The organism is Actinoplanes sp. NPDC023714, assembly GCF_040639855.1.
GTDB lineage: Bacteria > Actinomycetota > Actinomycetes > Mycobacteriales > Micromonosporaceae > Actinoplanes.
Genome location: NZ_JBFAAR010000019.1, coordinates 1 through 13,591, shown reverse-complemented (window position 1 = coordinate 13,591; position 13,591 = coordinate 1). Strand labels below are relative to the sequence as shown.

At 71.7% G+C, this 13,591-nt stretch carries 15 protein-coding genes and 1 pseudogene; 7 read left to right on the top strand and 9 right to left on the bottom strand.

Going from position 1 to position 13,591, the window contains the following annotated elements; translation table 11 throughout:
* Window positions 1–526 precede the first annotated feature (526 nt).
* Window positions 527–1,519 carry an LLM class flavin-dependent oxidoreductase gene (locus AB0G10_RS42175; protein WP_360935895.1) on the bottom strand — a complete coding sequence of 331 codons (993 nt, stop codon included), beginning with the start codon at window positions 1,517–1,519 and terminating at the stop codon, window positions 527–529.
* 175 nt (window positions 1,520–1,694) lie between these two features.
* The gene (locus tag AB0G10_RS42170) at window positions 1,695–1,829 is read right to left on the bottom strand and encodes a hypothetical protein (protein ID WP_360935892.1); all 135 of its coding nucleotides are present in this window, start codon (window positions 1,827–1,829) and stop codon (window positions 1,695–1,697) included.
* Between the two features lie 70 nt (window positions 1,830–1,899).
* On the opposite strand from AB0G10_RS42170, the gene AB0G10_RS42165 reads away from it, so the two are divergent.
* Window positions 1,900–2,787: a L,D-transpeptidase gene (locus AB0G10_RS42165; protein ID WP_360935889.1), complete on the top strand. Its 888-nt coding sequence runs from the start codon at window positions 1,900–1,902 to the stop codon at window positions 2,785–2,787.
* A 184-nt stretch (window positions 2,788–2,971) separates the two neighbouring features.
* Here the strand turns inward: AB0G10_RS42165 and AB0G10_RS42160 are convergent.
* Window positions 2,972–3,196, bottom strand: a pseudogene (locus AB0G10_RS42160) (helix-turn-helix transcriptional regulator); the annotation flags it as partial.
* Between the two features lie 28 nt (window positions 3,197–3,224).
* Here AB0G10_RS42160 and rho point away from each other — a divergent pair.
* A complete protein-coding gene (gene rho, locus AB0G10_RS42155) occupies window positions 3,225–4,226 on the top strand; it encodes a transcription termination factor Rho (RefSeq protein WP_360935886.1) in 1,002 nt (333 codons plus the stop codon).
* A 39-nt stretch (window positions 4,227–4,265) separates the two neighbouring features.
* The gene (locus AB0G10_RS42150) at window positions 4,266–5,762 is read left to right on the top strand and encodes a SpoIIE family protein phosphatase (protein ID WP_360935883.1); all 1,497 of its coding nucleotides are present in this window, start codon (window positions 4,266–4,268) and stop codon (window positions 5,760–5,762) included.
* A gap of 50 nt (window positions 5,763–5,812) precedes the next feature.
* On the opposite strand, the gene AB0G10_RS42145 is transcribed toward AB0G10_RS42150, so the two are convergent.
* The 4 genes from AB0G10_RS42145 to glnII form a co-directional block, all read right to left on the bottom strand.
* On the bottom strand, window positions 5,813–6,220 hold the full coding sequence (locus tag AB0G10_RS42145; RefSeq protein WP_360935880.1) for an ATP-binding protein: 408 nt from the start codon (window positions 6,218–6,220) through the stop codon (window positions 5,813–5,815).
* Window positions 6,213–6,560, bottom strand: a complete 348-nt coding sequence (locus AB0G10_RS42140; protein ID WP_360935877.1) for an STAS domain-containing protein — start codon at window positions 6,558–6,560, stop codon at window positions 6,213–6,215. The genes AB0G10_RS42145 and AB0G10_RS42140 overlap by 8 nt, the downstream gene beginning before the upstream one ends.
* Before the next feature lie 79 nt (window positions 6,561–6,639).
* A complete protein-coding gene (locus AB0G10_RS42135) occupies window positions 6,640–7,401 on the bottom strand; it encodes an N-formylglutamate amidohydrolase (protein WP_360935874.1) in 762 nt (253 codons plus the stop codon).
* Between the two features lie 68 nt (window positions 7,402–7,469).
* Window positions 7,470–8,477: a glutamine synthetase gene (gene glnII, locus AB0G10_RS42130; protein WP_360935871.1), complete on the bottom strand. Its 1,008-nt coding sequence runs from the start codon at window positions 8,475–8,477 to the stop codon at window positions 7,470–7,472.
* A 148-nt stretch (window positions 8,478–8,625) separates the two neighbouring features.
* Between glnII and AB0G10_RS42125 the strand changes: the two genes are divergently transcribed.
* Window positions 8,626–9,168, top strand: coding sequence for a MarR family transcriptional regulator (locus AB0G10_RS42125; protein WP_360935868.1), 543 nt, complete (start codon window positions 8,626–8,628; stop codon window positions 9,166–9,168).
* Here AB0G10_RS42125 and AB0G10_RS42120 read toward each other — a convergent pair.
* Window positions 9,071–9,913, bottom strand: coding sequence for a LysR family transcriptional regulator (locus tag AB0G10_RS42120; protein WP_360935865.1), 843 nt, complete (start codon window positions 9,911–9,913; stop codon window positions 9,071–9,073). The genes AB0G10_RS42125 and AB0G10_RS42120 overlap by 98 nt on opposite strands.
* Window positions 9,914–9,985: 72 nt before the next feature.
* Here AB0G10_RS42120 and AB0G10_RS42115 point away from each other — a divergent pair, with 72 nt between their 5' ends.
* Both AB0G10_RS42115 and AB0G10_RS42110 read left to right on the top strand, forming a co-directional pair.
* Window positions 9,986–10,663 (top strand): type 1 glutamine amidotransferase domain-containing protein, encoded by a 678-nt coding sequence (locus AB0G10_RS42115; protein WP_360935862.1) that lies wholly within the window; start codon window positions 9,986–9,988, stop codon window positions 10,661–10,663.
* 49 nt (window positions 10,664–10,712) lie between these two features.
* Window positions 10,713–11,573 (top strand): universal stress protein, encoded by an 861-nt coding sequence (locus AB0G10_RS42110; protein WP_360935859.1) that lies wholly within the window; start codon window positions 10,713–10,715, stop codon window positions 11,571–11,573.
* A 14-nt stretch (window positions 11,574–11,587) separates the two neighbouring features.
* Here AB0G10_RS42110 and AB0G10_RS42105 read toward each other — a convergent pair whose 3' ends face one another.
* On the bottom strand, window positions 11,588–12,529 hold the full coding sequence (locus AB0G10_RS42105) for a siderophore-interacting protein (RefSeq protein ID WP_360935856.1): 942 nt from the start codon (window positions 12,527–12,529) through the stop codon (window positions 11,588–11,590).
* Between the two features lie 140 nt (window positions 12,530–12,669).
* On the opposite strand from AB0G10_RS42105, the gene AB0G10_RS42100 reads away from it, so the two are divergent.
* On the top strand, window positions 12,670–13,128 hold the full coding sequence (locus AB0G10_RS42100; RefSeq protein ID WP_360935853.1) for a response regulator: 459 nt from the start codon (window positions 12,670–12,672) through the stop codon (window positions 13,126–13,128).
* Window positions 13,129–13,591 lie beyond the last annotated feature (463 nt).

The following is a 13,591-nucleotide window of genomic DNA, read 5'->3' as shown; positions in this document are numbered from 1 at the left end:
GATCAGGCCAGCAAGGTGGGCCGGGCCGGCGCCGGCAACCCACGAGGACAGGTCGCATCCACGGCACACCACACCACAGCGGTGGCCAGATCTTGCGTGAGTCACTCGTAAATCACCGGCGACGAACCTACCGATACCAATCCCTCCCGGAACCGGCCCACCTATAGAAGCGTCGCGCCGCAAACAACAGCTGACACCCACGGCTCCCCGCCCTCCCCGATCTTGATGATCCGCACACGACCGCCCCCGCGCAGAGTCACAAGATCGTGGGCCGCGAACAACAGCTGACACCCACGGCCCCGGCCCACCCCGATCTTGATGATCCGCACACGACCGTCCCCGCACAGAATCACAAGATCGTGGGCCGCGAACCACCGCTGAGACTCACGGCTGCCCCACCACCCGATCTTGATGATCTGCACACGACCGCCCTCGCACAGAATCACAAGATCGCGGGGTCCTGCGCAGAGTCACAAGATCGCGGGAGGTGGGAGGCGCGGGAGGAGGGGAAGGAGGAGGGCGAGAACTAGGCGACGGGGTGCCAGCCCAGCGCGGGGCCCAAGCACTGGGCCATATCCGTCAGGATTTGGGTGTAGTCGTCGTGGTCGAAGGTGAACGGCAGCGCGAACGCCACCTCGTCGATCTCCCGGAAGGCGGCATGCGCCGCCAGCCGCTCCGCGATCTGGGCGGATGGTCCGACCAGGTCGGGCGCGAACATCATCCGGGCCGGTCCCTGCGGGGCGAGGGTACGGGGGAAGCGTGCCTCCGCATAGGCCGCGTACTTCGCCCGCTGCCCGGCCGACGCGCTGTCGGTCGGGATCACGACGAGGCCCTGCGATACCCGGCCGGCGGGATGGGCGGCCCGGAAGGCGCGGATGTGCGACAGCTGGATCTGCTCGAAGTCCTCCGACTCCTCGGCCTTGACGACGCTGCTGGTCAGGAAGTTCATGCCGTGCTCGCCGGCCCACCGCGCCGACCGCAGGCTGCCGCCGCCGTACCAGAGGCGGGACGCGAGGCCCGGCGAGTGCGGCTGGACCCGGTCGGAGAACTGCTCGAACCCGACCGCGCCGGAGAAGCCGGAGACCGCCTCACCGCGCACCGCGGCGAGGAACCGCTCGACCCGGGTGTAGCCGAAGTCCTCCACCGACGCGGAGTCCGGATAGAGCGCGTCCTTGACGGTCTCCCACTGCATCGGCGGCCCGACGCTGATGCCCGGGTTGAGCCGGCCGCCGGAGAGCAGGTCGACGGTGGCGAGGTCTTCGGCGAGGCGCAGCGGGTTCTCCCAGCCGAGCGGGGTGACGGCGGTGCCGAGTTCGATCCGGCTGGTCCGCTGGGTCGCGGCGGCGAGCACGGCGACCGGTGAGGAGATGCCGTACTGCAGGTGGCGGTGCCGCAGCCAGGCGCTGTCGAAGCCGAGCCGCTCCCCCAGTTCGATGATCTCCAGGGTGGACTCGTGACCCGCGCGCGGGTCCGCCTCGTCGAACAGGCCGATCGTCAGGAAGCCCAGCTTGCGCAGCATGATCGAACCCTATCTCCGGCAATCCCCCGCGAGAAAGTAGGAGTTGCGTAGACCACTTGTGGGTGATCATCGGGAGAAGGACGCCCGGTGCGGGAGGTCTTGCCTAGCCTCACTGGAGCACCCGCACCTACACCTCGTTCCGGCGCACCGCCGACCTGGCCCGCGACGACAACGACTACACGGCGTTCAAGGTCGTCGCGACCACCACGACCACCCGGTGGATCGAGCTGACGACCGAGGTGGAATACACCAGGATGCCGGCGGACTCGCTGAAGCCGGGCAGCACGCTCAGCGTCGCCTGCGCCGGCAAGCGGAGCCACCGGGAGACGACGACCCGGCTGCTAGTCCTGGAGTAAACCGGCCACCGCTACCCTGGGCGGATGCCGAGCGCCCCTCACGCCGCCGCGCCGCGGAGCCGCACCCGTGCCTATCTGCTGATCCTGACGGTGGCCGCGCTGCTGCTGGGGCTCGGCGCCGCCGTCGCGATGGCCCGCGGCGACGACCGGGGCGAGGCCACCGGCACCTGGATCAGCGCTTCCGCGGCGCCGTCGCCCTCGGCGAGCGCGACGGAGCGGGAGCCGCTGCCCGCCGCGAAGCCGCCCGCCGACCTCCCGGTCATCACGTACGCCGAGGGTCCCGAGGGCCTGCCCGAGGACCCCGGCGCGGCAACCCTCGAGGTGCCGTCCGAGGGGCTGCGGCCGGGGAGGAAGATCGCGCTGTACGACGCGCCCGGCGGCGAGCCCCGCGCCTTCCTGCCGCCGCGGATCAGCGGCCTGCCGACGGTCGCGCCGATCGTGGCCCGGGAGAACGGCTGGGTCGCCGTGCTCGCGCCGTCCGCGAACCGGCGGATCGGCTGGGTTCCCGAGGGCGGCTGGACGCCCGAGCCGCTCACCGACCACATCGTCGTCGACCTGAGCGAGCACCGGCTCACCTGGCTGCGGTCCGGCGAGGAGCAGCGCTCCTGGACGGCGTCGGTCGGCTCGGAGGCGACGCCGACCCCGCTCGGCCGGACCATGGTGATGGGCACGACGACCACCGACGGCGCGATCTACGAGAACCTCGACGCGCTGGTGCTCGGGACCGTGCCGGAGAAGAAGGAGAACCTCGCGCCGTCGCTGCGGGGCGCGCACACGGCGATCCACGCCTGGTCACGCACCAGCGCCTTCGGCCGCAGCGTCTCCAACGGCTGTGTCCGGATGCCCGCGAAGGCGCAGCGGGAGCTGCTCACGGAGATCAAACCGGGAACGCCGGTCCTCGTCGTGGAATAGCCCGGAACGGTGGGATGACTCAGAAGCGCGTGCTGCCGGCGTACACATGAAGGGAGCGCAAGCGACCCGCCGAGCGCAACCCCCCACCCACCGAGCACTGCGGCCCCCTGCGGGTCGCGGCCCGATGCGTGAGCAGCCCGCCGCCCGCACGGATCTGCTGGCCACGCGGCGCGGGCAGGCCCGGCTGAAGCTCCTTGCGCGCCTCGTCGAGCAGGTCGGCGAGCGGCATCCCGAGCGCCCGGCAGATCGCGGCGAGCACCTCGGACGACGCCTCCTTGGTGCCGCGCTCGACCTCGGAGAGGTACGGCAGGGAGACCCCGGCCTCGTCGGCGACCTCCCGCAGGGTCCGGCCCTGAGCCTGGCGAGCCCGTCGCAGAACCGTCCCGATCACCCGGCGCAGCAGTGCCATGGTCGTCCCCTCCCCGCGTGTTCCGTGAGTGCCATCATCGCGTACGGGTGCTACCGTTGCATCCAGCGGATCCCGGTGCGGGCATGGCCCCCGGCGATCTGCCTCTTCTCACCTCTCTGGAGTCTCCGTGACCCAAACCGCAATCCGTCCGCATAAATCGGACTTCTACCGCCTTACCCCTCTACATCCCACCGAACGTCTCCGGTTGGAGACCACCCCCGACCGCCTCACCACCCGCGTCATCGATTTGGTCATGCCGATCGGCAAGGGGCAGCGCGCGCTCATCGTGGCGCCGCCCAAGGCCGGCAAGACCACTGTCCTGCGGCACATCGCCGAGGGCATCGCCGCCAACCATCCCGAGTGCCATCTGATGTTCCTGCTGGTCGGCGAGCGTCCCGAGGAGGTCACCGACATCCGCCGCACGATCCGCGGCGAGGTCGTGGCGGCCACCTTCGACCACGATCCGCGCGAGCAGACGGTCATCGCCGAGAAGGCCGCCGGACGCGCCCGCCGCCTCGTCGAGCAGGGCCGGGACGTGGTCCTGCTGGTCGACTCGATCACGCGTCTGGGCCGCGCCTACAACCTGGCCGCGACCGGCCGCGGGCGCACCCTCTCCGGCGGCATGGACGCGGCCGCCCTGCACCCGCCGAAACACCTGCTCGGCGCCGCCCGCAACATCGAGGACGGCGGCTCCCTCACGATCATCGCGACCGCGCTGGTCGAGACCGGCTCGGCGATGGACAGCCTCATTCACGAGGAATACAAGAGCACCGGCAACGCCGACCTCAAGCTCGACCGCTCGCTCGCCGAGGCGCGCGTCTTCCCCGCCGTCGACATCGGCGCCAGCGGCACCCGCCACGACGAGGGCTTCCTCCCGGCCGGCGAGCTCGCGATCATGGCGCAGGTCCGCCGCGCGCTCGCCGGCCATCCCCCGCGCGAGGCCATGGAGCAGCTACTCAAACAGTTGCGCACCACGCCGGGCAACGCCGCGTTCCTGCAGAGGATCAAGACCACCATTCCGTACGGGTGACCGAACCGTGGCGGCCGTCTTCCCCGATAGGATCGGCAGATGGCGGTCGAGGCCGTGGTGCGCGAGCTGCTCGCCGTGATCCCGGTGGGCTGCACCTTCCTGCTGCCGGTCCGCTCCCCCATCTCCGGCGAGGTCGTCGACTTCCGGGTGGCGGCCACCAGCGGCCAGGTCAGCGACCTCCAGGGCCGTGGCACGCAGCGGATCGACGAGAATCTCAGCACGCTCTATCCGTCCATGGTGGGCGGACCGCTCTGGCGGCTCTACTGCCAGGTGCTGCGCACCGGCGAGCCCGACCGGCTCGACGAGTTCCGCTACGAGGAACGCCGTCCCGGCGTCGCCGCCGAGTCCCGGTTCGAGGTCAGCGTGCACCGCGTGCTGGGCGGCCTGCTGGTCTGGTGGGAGCGGGTCGACGAGCATCAGCGCCGCCTCGAGCACACCGAGCTGATCGGCAGCCTGGGCTGGTCCGAGTTCGACCTGACGACCGGGCGCACCGATTGGTCACCGGGCATGTTCCGGATCTTCGAACGCTCCCCCGGGCAGGGCCCGCTCTCCCGCGTCGAGCAGGCGGCCGCGATGCTGCCGGACGACCGCGGGCTGGCCGAGACCGCCTGGCAGACCCTGGACAGCGGCGGCACCTCCGACGTGACGGTCCGGTTCCGGGTCGGCTCCGGCGCCGTCAAGCACCTGCGCATCCTCTCCGACACGGCCCGCGACGCCGCCGGCAACCCGGTGAAGATCTACGCGGTGGTGCAGGACGTCACGGCCCGCGTCGACACCCGCACCGAGATCGAGCGGCTCAGCGACCAGCTGCGCACCCGGGAGATGACCGCGCTGGCCGAGCACCGCCTGGCCGGCCAGCTCCAACGCCTCATCCAGCCGGTGCCGGCCGCGCCGTTCGCCCTGGACGGCCTCGAGGCGATGGTCAGCTACCTGCCGGCCGAGAGCGCCGTGCAGGTGGGCGGCGACTGGTACCACGCACAGACCCTCCCCGACGGCCTGGTGGCGCTCGCGATCGGCGACGTGGCCGGGCACGGGCTGGAGGCCGCGAACGGGATGGCCCACCTGCGGTTCGCGCTGGTGGCCTGGCTGTCGATCGGCATCCGCGAGCCGGGCACCCTGCTGCAGCACATGAACCGGCTCTGCACCCAGCTCGGCATCACCGGCACCGCCCTGGTGGCGGTCTACGACCCCCGCACCCGTACCCTCCCCTGGGCCCGCGCCGGCCACATGGCCCCGCTGCTGGCCCGCGACGGCGCCGCCGGCGAGCTGGACCGCCCGCCCGGTCTGCTGCTCGGCGCCGAGCCGGAAGAGGACTTCCCGGTGGCGAGCGCCCGCCTGGAGCCCGGCGACCTGGTGCTGCTCTACACCGACGGCCTGGTCGAGCGCCGCTCCTCCGACCGTTCCGCCGAGGTCCGCGAACACCTCTCGGCCGTCTCGGCGACCCCGGGAGCCGACCAGCTCACCCGCATCCACCGGTTGCTGCACGCCCCCAGCCCCGACGACGACACCTGCACCCTGACCCTGCGGGTGACCTGACGCGCCGCCCGTCGCCGCCCTCGCCGCCGGCGCGACCGGGTGCGCGGCGATCAGAGGTCGAGGCAGATGCGGACCAGGGTGCCGCCGGGGACCGTGGTCGTGTAGACGTCGTCGCAGACCCGTTCGACTATCGCGAGGCCCCGGCCCCGGACCGCCTCGGCCGCGGGCATGGCCCGGCCGAAGGGGCGCTCGACGCCCTTGTCCACCACGTCGCAGACGAGGCGGCCGCCCTCGGCCCAGACCCGGATGTGGCCGCCGCTGGTGGTGTGCTGAAGGGTGTTCGTGGTCAGTTCGCTCACGGCGAGGGTGAGCAGGTCGATCCGGTTCTCGGCCATGCCGAGGGCGAGCGCCCGCTCGGTCACGAAGGCGCGGACCAGCCGGAGGTCGTCGGGGACGGCGTAGGACATGCCGTCGCCGTCGCCGGAGATGTCCGGCGTGAACATGATCGGCTCAGACATGGCGGCGCTCCTCCACCGCGGTCGCATCCGCCGCCGGGGCTCGCAGGAGGTCGCCGACCCCGGTGAGGTCGAGGACGGCCTCGACCGGGCCGGTGGCGCCCACGACGTAGACCCGGGCGCCGGTGTTCTTCGCGGCGTGATGTGCGGTGATCAGGCTGTGCACCCCGCTCGAGTCGAGGAAGGTCAGGGGGGCCACGTCGACGAAGACGGCGTCGGCCCGGCTCAGCGCGTCGAGCAGGACGGCGGTGAGGTGCTCACGCGCGGAGAGATCGCATTCGCCGCTGAGCGTCACGGTGACCCTGCCGGGTCCGGTGGACGTGCGTGCCTCGAATTTCGCCATCGGCCGCCACACCTTTCCGACGCGGTAACAGCATGACCGGCTCATCATGTCACCCGTCATCCCGGAAAGCCCCCACCCATCAGGGGACAGCGTCGACGAGCACGGCGAGCGCGCGGGCGATCGCGTCCAGGCCGGGGCCGGGTTCGCCGCCCGGTTCACGCATGTACTGGTCGCGCCGGATCTCGATCATCAGAGCGGAGACGGCCCGCTCCCGGCCCCAGTGCTCGAGCGGGACGTAGCAGCCGGCGAACGGGCTGTTCAGCGCGGAGTCCGGGAACGCCGCCCGGGCGGCGGCGAGCAGCGGATCGGGGGTGTGCACCGGATCCGTGCCGAGGCAGATCGGCGGGCGGGGTCCGTCGCGATGCAATTCGTACGGCAGGAGCTCCGTGGCATAGGAGTGCACGTCGACGACGACCGCTCGCCCGGCAGCGGCCAGCCGGTCGTTCACCAGCGACGTCATCGCCGCGGCGTACGGATGGAAGTGCTCTTTCAGCAGCGTCCCGGTCAGCGCGGGATCATCGGCGCGCAGCCGGCGGCCGGCGTAGCCGTGGGTGTAGACCGGACCCATCCCGGAGGCGAGCATCTCCTCGTCGTCGCCGGGGAACCGCTCCGGGTCGACGACCAGCCGGGACAGCCGGTTCACCAGCATCCACGGGCGGCGGCGCGCGAGGCCCGCGGCACGCGACGCGATCAGGTCGGTGTGCGCGTCGGTGAGGTGGTCGAGCTCGTCGGCGATCTCCGCGGGACCGATCAGGAGGCCGGACTCGACGATCTCCCGCGACGCGTGCGGGACGTGCAGGATCACCGGGGAATCCGGATCACCGGGGCTGATCTCGTACATCGGGGGAAGCCTAGCGTGCGGGGGCCGGAAGCCCCCGCACGCAGCCTGCGTCGCAGGAGGATCGGCGATCAGTTCTCGGCGAGGGCCGAGCAGATCGTGTCGATCATCAGGAAGGTGACGACGTAGGGGTCGACGTTGGCGTTCGGGCGGCGGTCCTCGATGTAGCCCTTGCCGTCCTTCTCCACCTGCCACGGGATGCGGACCGACGCGCCGCGGTCCGAGACGCCGTAGCTGTACTCGGTCCACGGGGCGGTCTCGTGCAGGCCGGTGAGACGCTGGTCGATGCCGGCGCCGTAGCCGTCGACGTGCTCCTGGCGCTTCTTGCCCAGCGCCTCGGCGGCCGCGATGATCGCGTCGTAGTTCTCGCGCATCGCCTTCGTGGAGAAGTTGGTGTGCGCGCCGGCGCCGTTCCAGTCGCCCTTGACCGGCTTCGGGTCGAGGGTCGCGGAGACGCCGTAGTCCTCGGCGATGCGGTAGAGCAGCCAGCGGGCGACCCAGAGCTCGTCGGCGACCTGCGGCGCGGCGACCGGGCCGATCTGGAACTCCCACTGGCCCGGCATGACCTCGGCGTTGATGCCGGAGAGGTTCAGGCCGGCCTCGAGGCAGGCGTCCATGTGCTTCTCGACGATCTCGCGGCCGAAGACCTCGTCGGCGCCGACGCCGCAGTAGTAGCCACCCTGCGGGGCCGGGTAGCCGCCGCCGACCGGGAAGCCGAGCGGGCGGCCGTCCTGGAAGAAGGTGTACTCCTGCTCGATGCCGAAGATCGGCTCCTGGTCGGCGTACTTCGCGGCGGCCTCACGCGCGGCGGCGCGGGTGTTGGTCGGGTGCGGGGTGCCGTCGATCAGCTCGACCTCGCAGAGCACCAGGATGTTGTTGCCGCCGCGGATCGGGTCCGGGCAGGTGAAAACCGGGCGCAGCACGCAGTCCGACTTGTCGCCGGGCGCCTGGTTGGTGCTGGAGCCGTCGAAGCCCCAGATGGGGGGCTCGGCGCCGTCGGCCAGGATCTTGGTCTTGGAACGCAGCTTCGCGGTGGGCTGGGTTCCGTCGACCCACAGGTACTCGGCCTTGACAGCCATCTCTCGTCTCCCCAAAAAGTAAACAAAACCCGTTACAGCGCGGAGATGCTAGCCAGCGAAGATCAAATCCTTGTTTCCGATCCCGCACCTCGGACAAGTGACGTCGGTAACCTTTCAGCCGCCGAATGTTCCGGCCGATGAAGCAGTCGTGACCCCGTCTCCGATCCGCTCGCCCGGTGGATTCGAGCTCGGCTACCTGGCCCTGCACGCCGGCCGGCTGGTGCAGAACGCGGCCGAGGAGGCCGCCGTCGAGGCCGGCATGCCGGCGATGGATCTGCTCGCGCTCTACATGCTCGGCGAGCACGACGGGCTGACCGGGGGCGCGCTGGCCCGGCTGCTGCGCGTCCAGCAGTCGTCGATCACGCCGCTCGCCGACCGGCTCGAGGCGGCCGGGCTGATCTCCCGCGCCCGGGACGGCAGCGACCGCCGGAAGGTGTGGCTCTGCCCGACCGCGTCCGGGCGGGAGACCCTACTCCGGACCATGGACGTGGCGCGCGACGCGGTCCGGGTGGCCTTCGCCCCGCTGAGCCCGGGCTCGGCGGCCGCGCTCGCCGCCCTGCTCGGCGACGTGGTCGAGCCGTGGCTGGCCGAGGTCACCAGGTCCGGGCCGCCGCCAGCAGCGCCGTCCGGGCAGCCGCCACGTGCGGGGCGTCCCGGACGGCCGCCCGGGTCGCCAGATACAGCGTGTTGATCGGCGGGTCGTCGGTGGGGTGGAGATCCCGGAGAGTCCCCGCCTCCAGGTCCTCGGCGATCAGGTAGCGGGGCAGGACCGTCACACCCATCCCGGCGATCGCCGCGGCTCGCAACGCCCGCAGGTCGGGGACGACGAGGGCGGCCCTCTTCGGCGGCGGGGTCCTGAGAACGTGGCGCCACCAGCGGCGGATGATCGGCATGTCCTCGGCGTAGGCCAGTATGTTGGACATATCGGACTTGCCCACCAGGACGAACTCCTCGTCGCACAGCAGATCCACGTGCAACCCCGCCCGCCGCGGCCGGATCGCGCTGACCACCATGTCGAGCCGCCCGGCCGACAGGTCGGCGAGGAGATCCTCGGCGAGGCCGAGCCGGGCGCGCACGCTCACCCCGTCCGCGATCGTGCCGGCCAGGGCCGGGAGGACGCGCAGGCTCATCAGCTCGGCCGGCCCGCCCAGCAGCAGGGTCCGGTCCGGCTCGCTGCCCAGCGACCCGGCCACCCCGGCCAGCGCGTCGAGCGGGCCGTCGAGGCGCCGGGCCAGGTCGTCGGCGGCCGGCGTCGGCGTGACCCCGCGGGCGCCCCGGACGAACAGCGCCTGCCCGAGCTGCGTCTCCAGGGTGCGCAGCTGCGCCGTCACGGTCGGCTGGGAGAGGCCGAGCACCTCGGCGGCGCGGGTCAGCGTCCCGGCCCGGTGCACGGCGAGGAAGGTGTGCAGGAGGTCGAGCGAGACGCGGGACGACATATCAGCAATCCTATGGCTGACGGCGAGCAAACCTCTTGGTCACCGATGGCTCGGCTGCGCCAGGATCGGGTCATGACTTCGACGCGCAAGATCCTCATCGCTCTGACCAGCCACGGCGACCTGGCCGGCATCCGCCCGACCGGCTACTACCTGCCCGAGGCCGCCCACCCGTGGCACGTCTTCACCGAGGCCGGCTACACCGTCGACTTCGTCAGCGTGGCCGGCGGCGAGCCGCCGGTCGACGGCGTCGACCTGACCGACCCGATCCAGAAGGCGTTCACCGAGGACGCCGAGGTCCAGGCGAAGCTGAAGTCCACTCCCCGTTTCGCCGATGTGGATCAGTCGGACTACGACGCCGTTTTGTTCGCGGGCGGGCACGGCGCGGTCTTCGACTTCCCGAACGACCCGGACCTCGCCGCCTTCGCCCGCACCCTGTTCGAGCGCGGCGGCGTGGTCTCCGCGGTCTGCCACGGCCCGGCCGCGCTGGCCGGCATCACGCTCTCCGACGGCTCGCCGATCGTGGCAGGCCGGAACATCGCCGCGTTCACCGACTCCGAGGAGGCAGCGGTCGGCCTGACCGAGGCCGTTCCGTTCCTTCTGCAGAGCACACTGGAGAAGCAGGGCGGCAAGCACACCGGCGCCGCCGACTGGCAGCCGCACGTGGTCACCGACGGCAATCTCGTCACCGGCCAGAACCCGGCGTCGTCGGCGGGCGTCGCAGAAGCGGTCCTTGTGGCCCTTGCCGCGTAGCCGTCCAGACACGACCATCGTGGGGTAATGACGCCGAGGAGGTGGGCCGATGCCCGACCAGCGGATCGTGGTGGGTTACGACGGCTCTCCGGACGCCCGCAAGGCGGCCCGCTGGGCCCTGGACGAGGCGCAGCGCATCGACGCGCCCGTCGAGCTGCTCTACGCGTACGAATGGCCCACCTACGTCCCGGCGGCGGCGATGATGCCCGCCGCCGCGGTCTACCCGGACGCGGAGACCGACGACGCGGTCGGCGACATGCTGGGCCGCGCCATCGCGAACGCGTCGGACACCCACCCCGGAGTGCGGGTGCGCGCCCGGGTCGAGCACGGCACCGCCGCGGTGGCGCTCACCCAGCGCGGCGCCGAGGCGGGCCTGCTCGTCGTCGGCGGTCCCCGGCACTCCGGGATGCGCGCATTGCTCGGCTCGACCGCCGCGTCGGTGAGCACCCACGCCCGCTGCCCGGTCGTCGTGGTCCGCGGCGAGCCGCGCGCCACCGATCCGGTGCTGGCCGGCGTCGACGACTCCCCGGCCGCCGCGACCGTTCTCGGGTTCGCGTTCGCGCAGGCCGCGGTCCGGGGCGTGCCGGTCCGCGCGGTGCACGGCTGGCCGGTGCCGGACGGCGGCCGCGACCTGCTCTGCGAGCGCAACCTCGAGGCGGTCGCGGCCGAGCGTCGCCGCCTGCAGGAGATCGTCGACTGCTGGCGGCGCCGATTCCCGTCGGTGCCGGTCAGCACCGAGGTGCTGGTCGGGCCGCCGGGCGAGGTGCTCGCCGAGGCCGCCGCGGGCGCGCAGCTCGTGGTGGCGGGCGCCCGGGTGCGGCGGGCGCTGCGGATGACGCTGCGCCCGTCGATCGGCCGTCACCTGCTGCACCGCGCACGGTGCAGCATCGCCCTGGTCCAGGGCGGATAGCCCTTCTCAGATCGTCAGCACTCGGCCTTGCCGAGACGCCAGTACCCCATGAACGCCACGGCGCGACGGTCGACGCCGCAGCCGCTGACCAGGTGGCGGCGCAGCGTCTTGATCACCGCTGCCTCGCCGGCGAGCCAGGCGTAGAAGCCGTCGATCGTCGTCTCGGTGCCGTCCGGGACCTCCCAGAGGATGTCGTGGTCGACGTCGATGTCCTCGAGATCCGCCGAGACCGGCTTCGTGCAGTCACCGAGCAGACGCTGGGCGGCCGCTTCGATCGCCGGGATCAACCCCGTGCCGTGTACGGAACCATCCCGCGACAGCCAGGTCACCCGGAAGCCGGCGGGCGCGCTGATCTCCAGCCGGTCGGCCGCCTCCGGAACCTCGATGATCGCCTCGCCGACCGCGTCGGCCGGCAGGTGCTCCAGGATCGAGGCGATCGCCGGGGCCGCGGTCTCGTCGCCCCCGAGCAGGATGCGGCGGGTGTTCACCGGCGGGTGGAAGTCGATGCCGCCGGCCGTGCCCGGGAAGTCCGCGTTCGGGCCCATGAGCAGCGCCCTCGAGCCGGGGCCGGCGCTCACCGCCCACCGCGAGGCGGGGCCGCTCACCCCGTGCAGCACCATGTCGACGTCGACCTCGCGCAGGTGCCGGCGCACGCCGCGGACCGTGTAGGTGCGGATCGGGTTGCGCTGCTCGTCCGGGAGGTTGCGCCACTGGGTGTACCAGTCGAGGCCCTCCGGCATGTGGGCGAAGCCGGAGCCCTCGAGCGGCGGGATAAGCTTGATCCGCTGGTCGAAGCCGTTCTCGGCGAACCGGTCCAGGTCGTCACCGGTGAAGGTGACCCGAAGGAAGTTCGGGCTGAGCCGCTCGACCCGCAGCACCTCGACCGGGAAGAACCGGAACGGAGGCGCCTCGGTGGTAGGCACGGCGGTCTGGGTCACGGTCGCCTCCCCAGGCATCGCGATTAGGTAACCCTAACCTAACCGGTCATCCGATTCGTGTCACCACCGGCCCCTGCTCCCCTCTTGCAACGCGCTCATTCCTGCAGGTCGCAGCCGTCAGACCGATCAGAGGAGTCCACAGCGTTGAAGGAGCCGAGATGCCTCAGTCCCCCACCACGACGATCACGTTCAGCGACGCGCACGCGAACGGCCTCTGGCGGGTTGAGGACTGGGCCGCGGCGCTGGAGCCCCCCACCGTCCTGGTCGTCGAGGACGACGAGGAGATCCGCGAACTGATCGCCGAGGAGCTCCGGGCCGCCGGCTACCGCGTCCTGGTCACCGACAACGGCATCACCGCGATGGCCCTCGCCGCCGGCGAGCACCCGGCGCTGATCGTCCTCGACGTGACGACGCGCAAGCTCAACGGCCTCGGTTTCGTCTACGAGCTGCACTCGTCCCCCGAGACCGCCCAGATCCCGGTCATCATCTGCGGCCGCGGCGAGCCGTCCGACATGGAGCTGGGCCGCGTAGTCGGCGCCGAGGAATACCTGGTCAAGCCGTTCACGCCGGCCACCCTCCTGGAGCGAGTGACCCACCTCATCCCGATCCTGCACTGACCCCACCCCGTCCTCCGCGTCCCGTCCCCCGTTCCTCCGCGCCCTCGCCCCTCCCTCCCGCGATCTTGTGAAGTTCCACAGCACCGTCCCCGCGCAGATTCACAAGATCGCGCGGGGGCCCCGTCCCTCGCGCCCCCTTTCCGCGATCTTGTGGAGTTCCGCAGGACCGCCCCCGCGCGCATCCACAAGATCGCGCGGGGGTTCCGTTCGCCGCGCCCACTTCCCCCGCGATCTTGTGAAGCTCCACAGGACCGCCCCCGCGCAGATTCACAAGATCGCGCGGGGGAGCTGCGTTCCCTCGCGCCCACTTTCCCCGCGATCTTGTGAAGCTCCACAGGACCGGCCCTGCACGGATTCACAAGATCGCGGGGGGGTGTCCCTATCGGTTCTGTCAAGCAGCGAGGGCGAGCTTTTCTGCCGGTTTGTGCTGGTAGGCCGTTCGGGTGCGGAGCATGGCGTGCAG

Bases quoted from the DNA above. Each gene is read 5' to 3' on its own strand.
- AB0G10_RS42175 (WP_360935895.1), bottom strand. From the start codon at position 1,519: ATGCTGCGCAAGCTGGGCTTCCTGACGATCGGCCTGTTCGACGAGGCG.
- AB0G10_RS42165 (WP_360935889.1), top strand. From the start codon at position 1,900: ATGCCGAGCGCCCCTCACGCCGCCGCGCCGCGGAGCCGCACCCGTGCC.
- AB0G10_RS42150 (WP_360935883.1), top strand. From the start codon at position 4,266: ATGGCGGTCGAGGCCGTGGTGCGCGAGCTGCTCGCCGTGATCCCGGTG.
- AB0G10_RS42145 (WP_360935880.1), bottom strand. From the start codon at position 6,220: ATGTCTGAGCCGATCATGTTCACGCCGGACATCTCCGGCGACGGCGAC.
- AB0G10_RS42140 (WP_360935877.1), bottom strand. From the start codon at position 6,560: ATGGCGAAATTCGAGGCACGCACGTCCACCGGACCCGGCAGGGTCACC.
- AB0G10_RS42135 (WP_360935874.1), bottom strand. From the start codon at position 7,401: ATGTACGAGATCAGCCCCGGTGATCCGGATTCCCCGGTGATCCTGCAC.
- glnII (WP_360935871.1), bottom strand. From the start codon at position 8,477: ATGGCTGTCAAGGCCGAGTACCTGTGGGTCGACGGAACCCAGCCCACC.
- AB0G10_RS42120 (WP_360935865.1), bottom strand. From the start codon at position 9,913: ATGTCGTCCCGCGTCTCGCTCGACCTCCTGCACACCTTCCTCGCCGTG.
- AB0G10_RS42115 (WP_360935862.1), top strand. From the start codon at position 9,986: ATGACTTCGACGCGCAAGATCCTCATCGCTCTGACCAGCCACGGCGAC.
- AB0G10_RS42110 (WP_360935859.1), top strand. From the start codon at position 10,713: ATGCCCGACCAGCGGATCGTGGTGGGTTACGACGGCTCTCCGGACGCC.
- AB0G10_RS42105 (WP_360935856.1), bottom strand. From the start codon at position 12,529: ATGCCTGGGGAGGCGACCGTGACCCAGACCGCCGTGCCTACCACCGAG.
- AB0G10_RS42100 (WP_360935853.1), top strand. From the start codon at position 12,670: ATGCCTCAGTCCCCCACCACGACGATCACGTTCAGCGACGCGCACGCG.